General features: G+C 66.3%; 8 protein-coding genes. 2 read left to right on the forward strand and 6 right to left on the reverse strand.

Going from position 1 to position 7,263, the window contains the following annotated elements; genetic code table 11:
• The 3 genes from AC1DO7_RS37695 to AC1DO7_RS37705 form a co-directional block, all read right to left on the reverse strand.
• A partial coding sequence (locus AC1DO7_RS37695; RefSeq protein ID WP_477117322.1) for a type VI secretion system Vgr family protein occupies positions 1-1,197 on the reverse strand: 1,197 nt, incomplete at its 3' end.
• Positions 1,198-1,298: 101 nt separating this feature from the next.
• A complete protein-coding gene (locus AC1DO7_RS37700) occupies positions 1,299-1,817 on the reverse strand; it encodes an Hcp family type VI secretion system effector (RefSeq protein WP_441616490.1) in 519 nt (172 codons plus the stop codon).
• A gap of 387 nt (positions 1,818-2,204) precedes the next feature.
• Complete coding sequence (locus AC1DO7_RS37705; RefSeq protein WP_441616488.1) at positions 2,205-2,726, reverse strand: TetR/AcrR family transcriptional regulator; 522 nt, start codon at positions 2,724-2,726, stop codon at positions 2,205-2,207.
• 345 nt (positions 2,727-3,071) lie between these two features.
• Here AC1DO7_RS37705 and AC1DO7_RS37710 point away from each other — a divergent pair, with 345 nt between their 5' ends.
• The gene (locus tag AC1DO7_RS37710; protein WP_441616486.1) at positions 3,072-3,614 is read left to right on the forward strand and encodes a gamma carbonic anhydrase family protein; all 543 of its coding nucleotides are present in this window, start codon (positions 3,072-3,074) and stop codon (positions 3,612-3,614) included.
• Between the two features lie 24 nt (positions 3,615-3,638).
• Here the strand turns inward: AC1DO7_RS37710 and AC1DO7_RS37715 are convergent, their stop codons facing one another.
• The 3 genes from AC1DO7_RS37715 to wrbA are packed head-to-tail and all read right to left on the reverse strand — an operon-like array spanning position 3,639 to position 6,113.
• On the reverse strand, positions 3,639-5,060 hold the full coding sequence (locus AC1DO7_RS37715) for an FAD-binding oxidoreductase (RefSeq protein WP_441616484.1): 1,422 nt from the start codon (positions 5,058-5,060) through the stop codon (positions 3,639-3,641).
• Positions 5,061-5,079: 19 nt separating this feature from the next.
• Positions 5,080-5,511, reverse strand: a complete 432-nt coding sequence (locus AC1DO7_RS37720; protein WP_441616482.1) for a DUF2069 domain-containing protein — start codon at positions 5,509-5,511, stop codon at positions 5,080-5,082.
• A complete protein-coding gene (gene wrbA / locus AC1DO7_RS37725) occupies positions 5,508-6,113 on the reverse strand; it encodes an NAD(P)H:quinone oxidoreductase (protein WP_441616480.1) in 606 nt (201 codons plus the stop codon). Before wrbA ends, AC1DO7_RS37720 begins: the two co-directional genes overlap by 4 nt.
• A gap of 190 nt (positions 6,114-6,303) precedes the next feature.
• Here wrbA and AC1DO7_RS37730 point away from each other — a divergent pair.
• On the forward strand, positions 6,304-7,263 hold a 960-nt coding region (locus AC1DO7_RS37730), incomplete at its 3' end, for a YihY family inner membrane protein (RefSeq protein WP_477117323.1).

A 7,263-nucleotide genomic window follows, 5' to 3' on the forward strand; every position in this document is an offset into this window, starting at 1 on the left:
GTCCCACGGGAACTGCACCTTGACCCGGCCCCATTCGTCGCAGTAGATCTCTTCGCCGGCCGGGCCGACCACGGTGGCCGATTGCGGCCCCTCGATGCACGGCCTGGGCAACGGTTCGGCGCGCCATTCGGTCCGGTCGGGGACCAGTTCGGCGGTGTAGTTGTAGCGAGTACCTTGTTCGCTGCCGGCGCTCTCTTCGGCCTGGCTGGTGTGCTGCACGCCGTGGTGGCGCATGCGTATGGGGCGCCAGCCGTGGTTCATGTCGTCGCGGGGGTGGCCGGTGAGCTCGAAGGACAGGCCTGGCACGAGGCGCGGGTCGTCGCCCTCCACGCGGGCAAGGCGGGCGTCGCGGCGGTGGCCGCGCAGGCGCGCTTCGGTGAAGGGCTTGCCGGCTTCGTCGCGCTTGTAGCGACCGGGATAGTCGTAACGCGCGTAGGCGGACGCCTGGTGATCTAGGTCGGAGCCGAGGCGAGAATGCTCCTGGTCGTACTGTGGATGGGTGAACGTGTAATCGCGCTGGGTCTGGCGTGCCGTACGCACGTTCTCGGTGTAGGTGAAGCGGTGCAGGGCGGGCTCGGGCTGGTCGCCGCCGGGGGTGGGGTTGTAGCGCACGGGTCCGCCGGCGATGCGGCCCTGCACGAACAGGCGGTCGCTGTGGATCATGCGGTGGCCGTCGGCGTCATGGCGGAAGGCAAAGTAGAAGGCTTCCTCGCGGGCAATGCGTTCGAGGAAATGCAGGTCGGTGTCGCCGGCCTGCACGCAGTATTCGCGGGGCAGGTGCTCGGTGGTGACGATCTGCTCGTAGTGGGTGGTCAGGCCGTGGTCCTTGAGCACGTGCTGGAGGATCTCGGGCACGGACAGGGTCTGGAAGATGCGCCAGTCGGAGGACAGGCGCAGGCGGGCGAGGGCGGGCTCGACCACGGCGCGGTAGCGCGTGCGGCGAAAGCCGGTGTCGCCTTGCTCGAAGCKGCTGACCAGCCCATGGACATGGCGCACCGGTTCGTCGCCACGCCAGAGGGTGAGCAGGGCGGGCYGGTCGAGGATGGTRGCGAAGTCGAGGTCGGGGTCGGCRTGGGCCAACTGCACGTCGAGGCGGAAGGTCTCGGAGAGGGCTTCGTCGAGATCGAACTCGATGACCTCGAAGTCCACCCCGCCGACGACGGCGAAGCTGAAGCGCAGGTCGGACTGGCGTGCCATGGTGTGCTCCTTGCCGATCGGGGCGCGAGCACCGATCGTTTACTGGCCAGAGGAAAACGCGGCCGGCGCGTGCCGCCGGCTGCATGGGTTCGCCCGGGCTGTCAGGCTTCCTGCGGCTTGCGCCAGTCGTCGGAGGCTTCGGTGCCTGCGATGGCATGCGTCCAGGTGATCTTGCGGTAGGCCATGGCGACCTTGACCAACTGGGTGTACTCCGCCTTGCTCGGGTCCTGCGCATGCGGCAGCACCTGGTTGATGTCGACGATGGTGGCGTCTTCGAGCTTGGTGGTGAAGAAGTGCTCCTGCTTGCCTTCGGTGGAGGTGCGGTACCACTTGATTTCCACGGTCGGCAGCATCTCGCCGGTGGCCAGGGCCTGGTACAGCAGCGGCGTGGACTTGTTCAGCGGGCTGGTGAAGGTGAAGGGCTTGTGCACGCGCTGGCCCGAGGGCTGGCCGCTCTGCGGATCGGTCGGGGTGGCGATGCGGTGTTCGATTTCCTGGACCAGGATCTGGTCCTCGTGGCCTTCGACGTAGACGTTGCCGACCGAGTCGGCGGTGAAGGCGCCCTGGGTGATGTTGCCCTGGGTCTTGCCCTGGATGCTGATATAGGCGGGTGTAGGCATGACAGACTCCGTTGTCGTGAAAATGGCCTGATGGGCCGGGATGCCATCGCTGATGACAGAGGGTCTATCGCAAACGCCATGCCAATCTCCTTAGTGGCTTAAAGACACTTTAAGAAACAACGAGTTATGTAGTAATTTCGGAATTGGCCGAGCGGCCCAGGGTTCCCGCAGGCTCCGCCATCCGCGGTTTTCGGGGAGGATTGAGCCAGGATTGGCTTGATGACTCATATTTTTTGGGGGAATTGAGCCAAGGTTGACCCGGTTGTCTTCTAACGTGCTGATTTTACGAATAAAAAATCCAGCCAGAAATGGCCCGCACGCCCTTGTCGGTGATGCGGTAGGCGTCGCATGAGCGCATGCGATAACCCACGAAAAAAAGAGGTTCATCTAGGCGATCGCAGCCGTCGCGGCTTCGGTACCGACAGTCTTCCAGGACATGGAAACGAACGCCCCGTCATTCTCGCTGACCTTTCCAACAAGCGCTGAAGCAATGATCTGAAATGAAAAGGCCGCGATCAAGTTGGCACGGGCTGCCGTCAGCGGCGGAAGAATTGAGCCAAGGGAGGCGCGATATTGAAGGTAGATATGCCGTCGACCGAGAGTGCCTATCTGGCTCAATGCCGCGGATTTCACGCGAGGATCGGACAAGACCTTATGCAACGGTTCATCACGGCAAAACCCTTTCACCAATGCATCGACAAGCGCGAGCACCAGGCCTCGGATATCGGTGAACTGTTCGTTTTGCAGTCTTTCGATGACGGCCCGCTCGATCCGGTCGGTTACTTCCTGCTTGATGGCCGCCAGGATGTCTTCCTTGGCGCGAAAGCGGCGGTAGATATTGGCTACCGGCAAGCCCGATCCTGCTGCGACGGCGGCAATCGAGAAGCCGTCGATTCCTTCGGTTCGCAAGCGGGCTGGCGCATGGCCTGGCCGGCACGGTGGACATTGGCGCGACGGAGCTGGTGACGCACTGCCGGGCAGTACGGGCGGCCCGCGAGCAAGGCGAGGTCACGCTGGCGCACATTGCCCCGTCCAACAGGCGCTGGCGCAGTTCCAGGCGCAATTGCGCCAGTGGCTGGCTGTGGCGCAGGCCTGGGGACTTGCAGCCGGAATGCAATTCATGAGAGTCTCGCCCCGGCGCCGGGCCGTGTTCCGGTGCCTGGGCCGCCGCGCTCATCCAATTATCGGCGGTACAGCAGAGAAGGCAGTTCAGTTTTCCGGCATTCCCGTATTCCCGTATTCCAGGATTTCATCGTGACCATCCGCAGCTTCCAGGGCAAAGCCCCCCAACTCGGCGACCGCGTGTTCGTCGATGCCAGTGCCGTGCTGATCGGCGACATCGAGATCGGCGCCGACAGTTCCGTCTGGCCGCTGGTGACCATCCGCGGCGACATGCACCGCATCCGCATCGGCGCGCGCACCAGCGTGCAGGATGGCAGCGTACTGCATATCACGCATGCGGGGCCGTTCAATCCGGATGGTTTCCCGCTCACGATCGGCGACGATGTCACCATCGGCCACAAGGCGCTGCTGCATGGCTGCACGGTCGGCAGCCGCATCCTGATCGGCATGGGCGCCATCGTGATGGACGGCGCGGTGATCGAGGACGAGGTGATTCTCGGCGCCGGCACCCTGGTGCCGCCGGGCAAGGTGCTCAAAGGCGGCCATCTCTACGTCGGCAGCCCGGCGCGGCAGGCGCGGCAGCTCACCGGGAAGGAGCGCGCCTTCTTCAGCTACACGGCGGCCAACTACGTGAAACTGAAGGACCAGCATATCGCGGAGCAGGGCGACGCCTGAAGCGCGCCCTGTCCGCGGTGCGGCTTAGATGACCTTGCCGGGATTCATCAGGCCTTGCGGGTCCAGCGCTTGCTTGATGGCCCGCATCATGGCCAGTTCCACCTCGCTCTTGTAGCGGCGGTTTTCCTCGCGCTTGAGCTGGCCCAGGCCATGCTCGGCGGAGATCGAACCGCGGTGGGCGTGCACGCTGTCGTGCACGATCGCGTTGATGGCCTTGCTGTTGTCGAGGAAGGCGTCGTGGTTTTCGCCCACCGGTGGCGACACGTTGTAGTGCAGGTTGCCGTCGCCGAGATGGCCGAAGGTGACCATGCGCGCGCCCGGAAAGGCCTGCTGGATGAGCGCGTCGGTGGTGTCGATGAAATCGGCGACGCGCGAGATCGGCACGGCGATATCGTGCTTGATGTTCTTGCCTTCCTCCACCTGCGCCAGCGGAATGTGCTCGCGCAGGTTCCAGAAGTCGCGCGACTGCTGCACGGATTCGGCGACCACCGCATCCGCGGCCACGCCGGCTTCGAAAGCGGTCTCCATCATCGCCTCGAAGATGGCGCGCGCGTGGTCCTCGCTTTCGCTGTCGGACAGCTCCAGCAATACGACCTGCGGGTGCGGCCGGTCGAACGGGTAGCGCAGTTGCGGGAAGTGCGTGGTGACGAGCGACAGGCATGTCTGCGACATCAGCTCGAAGCCGGTCAGCAAGGCGCCGCCGCGCTGCTGGGCGATGGCCAGCAGGGCCAGCGCGGCGCGCGGGCTGGCCACCGCGGCCAGCGCGGTCACGCGCGCACGCGGCAGCGGATAGAGCTTCATCACGGCGGCGGTGATGATGCCTAGCGTGCCTTCGGCGCCGATGAAGAGGTCGCGCAGGTCATAGCCGGTATTGTCCTTGCGCAGGCCGCGCAGGCCGTCCCAGATCTCGCCGGCGGGCGTCACCACTTCCAGCCCCAGGCATAGCTCGCGCGTATTGCCATAGCGCAGCACCCCGGTGCCGCCCGCGTTGGTGCCGAGGTTGCCGCCGATGGTGCAGCTGCCTTCGGCCGCCAGGCTGAGCGGGAACAGGCGGCCGTGCTCGCGCGCGGCATCCTGCAGCTGCTGCAGGATCACGCCGGCTTCCACGGTGACCGTGTTGTTGAGCGGGTCGAGCTGGCGCACGCGGTTCAGCCGCTGCAGCGAGATCACCACCGATTCCGTGCCCGCCGCCGGCGTGGCGCCGCCGCACAACCCGGTATTGCCGCCCTGCGGCACCATGGCGAGCTTGTGCGCGTGGCAGGCGTGCACGGCGGCGGCCACCTCTTCGGTGTTGCCGGGGCGCAGCACCGCGACTGCTTCGCCGGTATAGCGCTTGCGCCAGTCGGTCAGGTAGGGAGCCTTGTCGGCGTCTTCGGTCAGCACATGCTGGCTGCCCAGCGCGGCGCGGCAGAGCGCAAGGAAGGATTCGAGCTGCGTGGCGTTCATGGCGGTGGGTCCGGTGCGGCTACTTGCGAGCCTGTTTGCGCGGCTTGCCCGGCTGCAGCGCCTTGGCGCGGCGCTTGTACGGGCGCAGGTAAAGGATGGTGGCGAAGAAGAACAGCAGCGACAGCGCCACCTCGATCCACGCGAGCGTGGAGGAGGGCGAGCGGTCGCTGGTGGCGCGCACGATGCCTTCGGTAAAGAACAGCAGGATCAGCATCGACGACCACTGCATGGTGTAGCGGTTGCGGGCGAGTACGCCACGCAGCGGCAGCAGCAGCGGCAGGAATTTCAGGATCAGCCACGAGCCGCCTGGGCGCAGCGGGGCAAGAAACCATTCCCAGCCGATGCACAACAGGATCAGCGCGATCAGGCTGCCGGCGCTCAGGCGGAACAGCGCGGCGCTGTGCAGCGCGCCGTCGGCGCCCCCGGCGCCGGCCGTCTCGGCGGCGCTCATGCGCGGCTCCCGGCGGCCAGCCGCACGGCAGTCTCGGCCAGGCGGCGGCCCATGGCRCGCGCCAGCACGGCTTCGTCCTCGGAGACCGGTGCGCTGTTGTCCACGCGTGCATGGTGGCTCGGGCCATAAGGCGTGCCGCCGCTGGTGGTGGTCATCAGCGCGCTCTCCGAATAGGGCAGGCCCATCAGCAGCATGCCGTGATGCAGCAGGGGGAGCATCATCGACAGCAGGGTGGTTTCCTGGCCGCCGTGCAGGCTGCCGGTGGCGGTGAACACGCAGGCGGGCTTGCCGCTGAGCGCGCCCGACAGCCATTGCGCCACGGTGCCGTCGAGGAAGTACTTCATCGGCGCGGCCATGTTGCCGAAGCGGGTGGGGCTGCCCAGCGCCAGGCCCTGGCACTCTTCCAGGTCGCGCAGTTCGGCATAGGGCGGGCCTTCGCCGGGAATGTCGGGGGCGGTAGCCTCGCTGACGGTGGAAACCGGCGGTACCGTGCGCAGCCGGGCATGGGCCCCGGGTACGCTGTCGATGCCGTTGGCGATCAGTTCGGCCAGCTTGCGGGTGCTGCCGTGGCGGCTGTAGTAGAGGACGAGGATTTCGGTCATTGACGAGGCTGCGGCGTGCCGCGCCGGGCGGCGGCRGCTCTGGTGCCGGGTTGGTGCCCGGCGCGGCGCGCAGGGCAATGCGCGTATTATAGTTGTGGCCCCGGCGTGGCCCGTCCAGGKGTGCCGCCAGGGCTGCCGCCGCAGTGTGCCGGCGCGCTTTCACTGAATCAGGTAAGGAGTTAGTCCCCGCATGTTCGCCGCCCGCATCGTTCGCCTGCGCAGGGAATGGAATCTGCAGAAACTGCGCGCGCTCACCCGCTACGCGCTGCGTCGCGCGGGCGAGGACCGGCTGCCGCAGGTATCGGCCAGCCTCACCTTCACCACCGTGCTGGCGGTGGTGCCGGTGCTGACGGTGGCATTTGCGCTGCTGGCGGCGTTCCCGGTGTTCCGCGAGTTCCGCAGCGCCATCGAGACCTTCCTGTTCCAGAACCTGATTCCCGGCAACGTCAGCAATTCCATCACCAGCTATCTGGGCCAGTTTGCCAAGAACGCCAAGGGCCTGACCGCGGTCGGCCTGGGCGGCCTGATGGTGACCTCGGTGCTGACCATGCTGACGGTCGAAGACGCGCTCAACGCGATCTGGCGCGTCAAGCAGCGGCGCCCGCTGGCGCAGCGGGTGCTGGTGTTCTGGGCGGTGCTGACGCTGGGGCCGGTGCTGATCGGCGCGAGCCTGTCGATCAGTTCCTACCTGATTTCTGTCTCGGCCGGCTACGTGGGCACCATGCCGCTGGGGCTCGGCCTGATGGTGAGCCTGACGCCGGTGGTGCTGTCCGCGCTCGCCTTCGCCCTCCTGTACATTGCCGTGCCCAATGCCAGCGTGGAATGGCGCGACGCCATCACCGCCGGCCTGGTCGCCGCCCTGGCCTTCGAATGCGCCAAGCGTGGCTTTGGCTATTTCGTCATGCATATCCCGACCTACACGGCGGTCTATGGCACTTTTGCGGCACTCCCCACCTTCTTGCTGTGGATCTACCTGAGCTGGCTCGTCACGCTGCTGGGCGCCACCATCGCAGCCAACCTGCCGGTGATCCGCCAGGGCTACTGGCGGCGCCGCACCTTTGCCGGCAGCGAGTTCTTCGACGCGCTTGGCGTGCTCTACCTGCTGTATCGCGCGCGCGAGGACGTGCCACGCTGCATCGGGGAACTGGAT

The organism is Cupriavidus sp. 05N40, assembly GCF_056397305.1.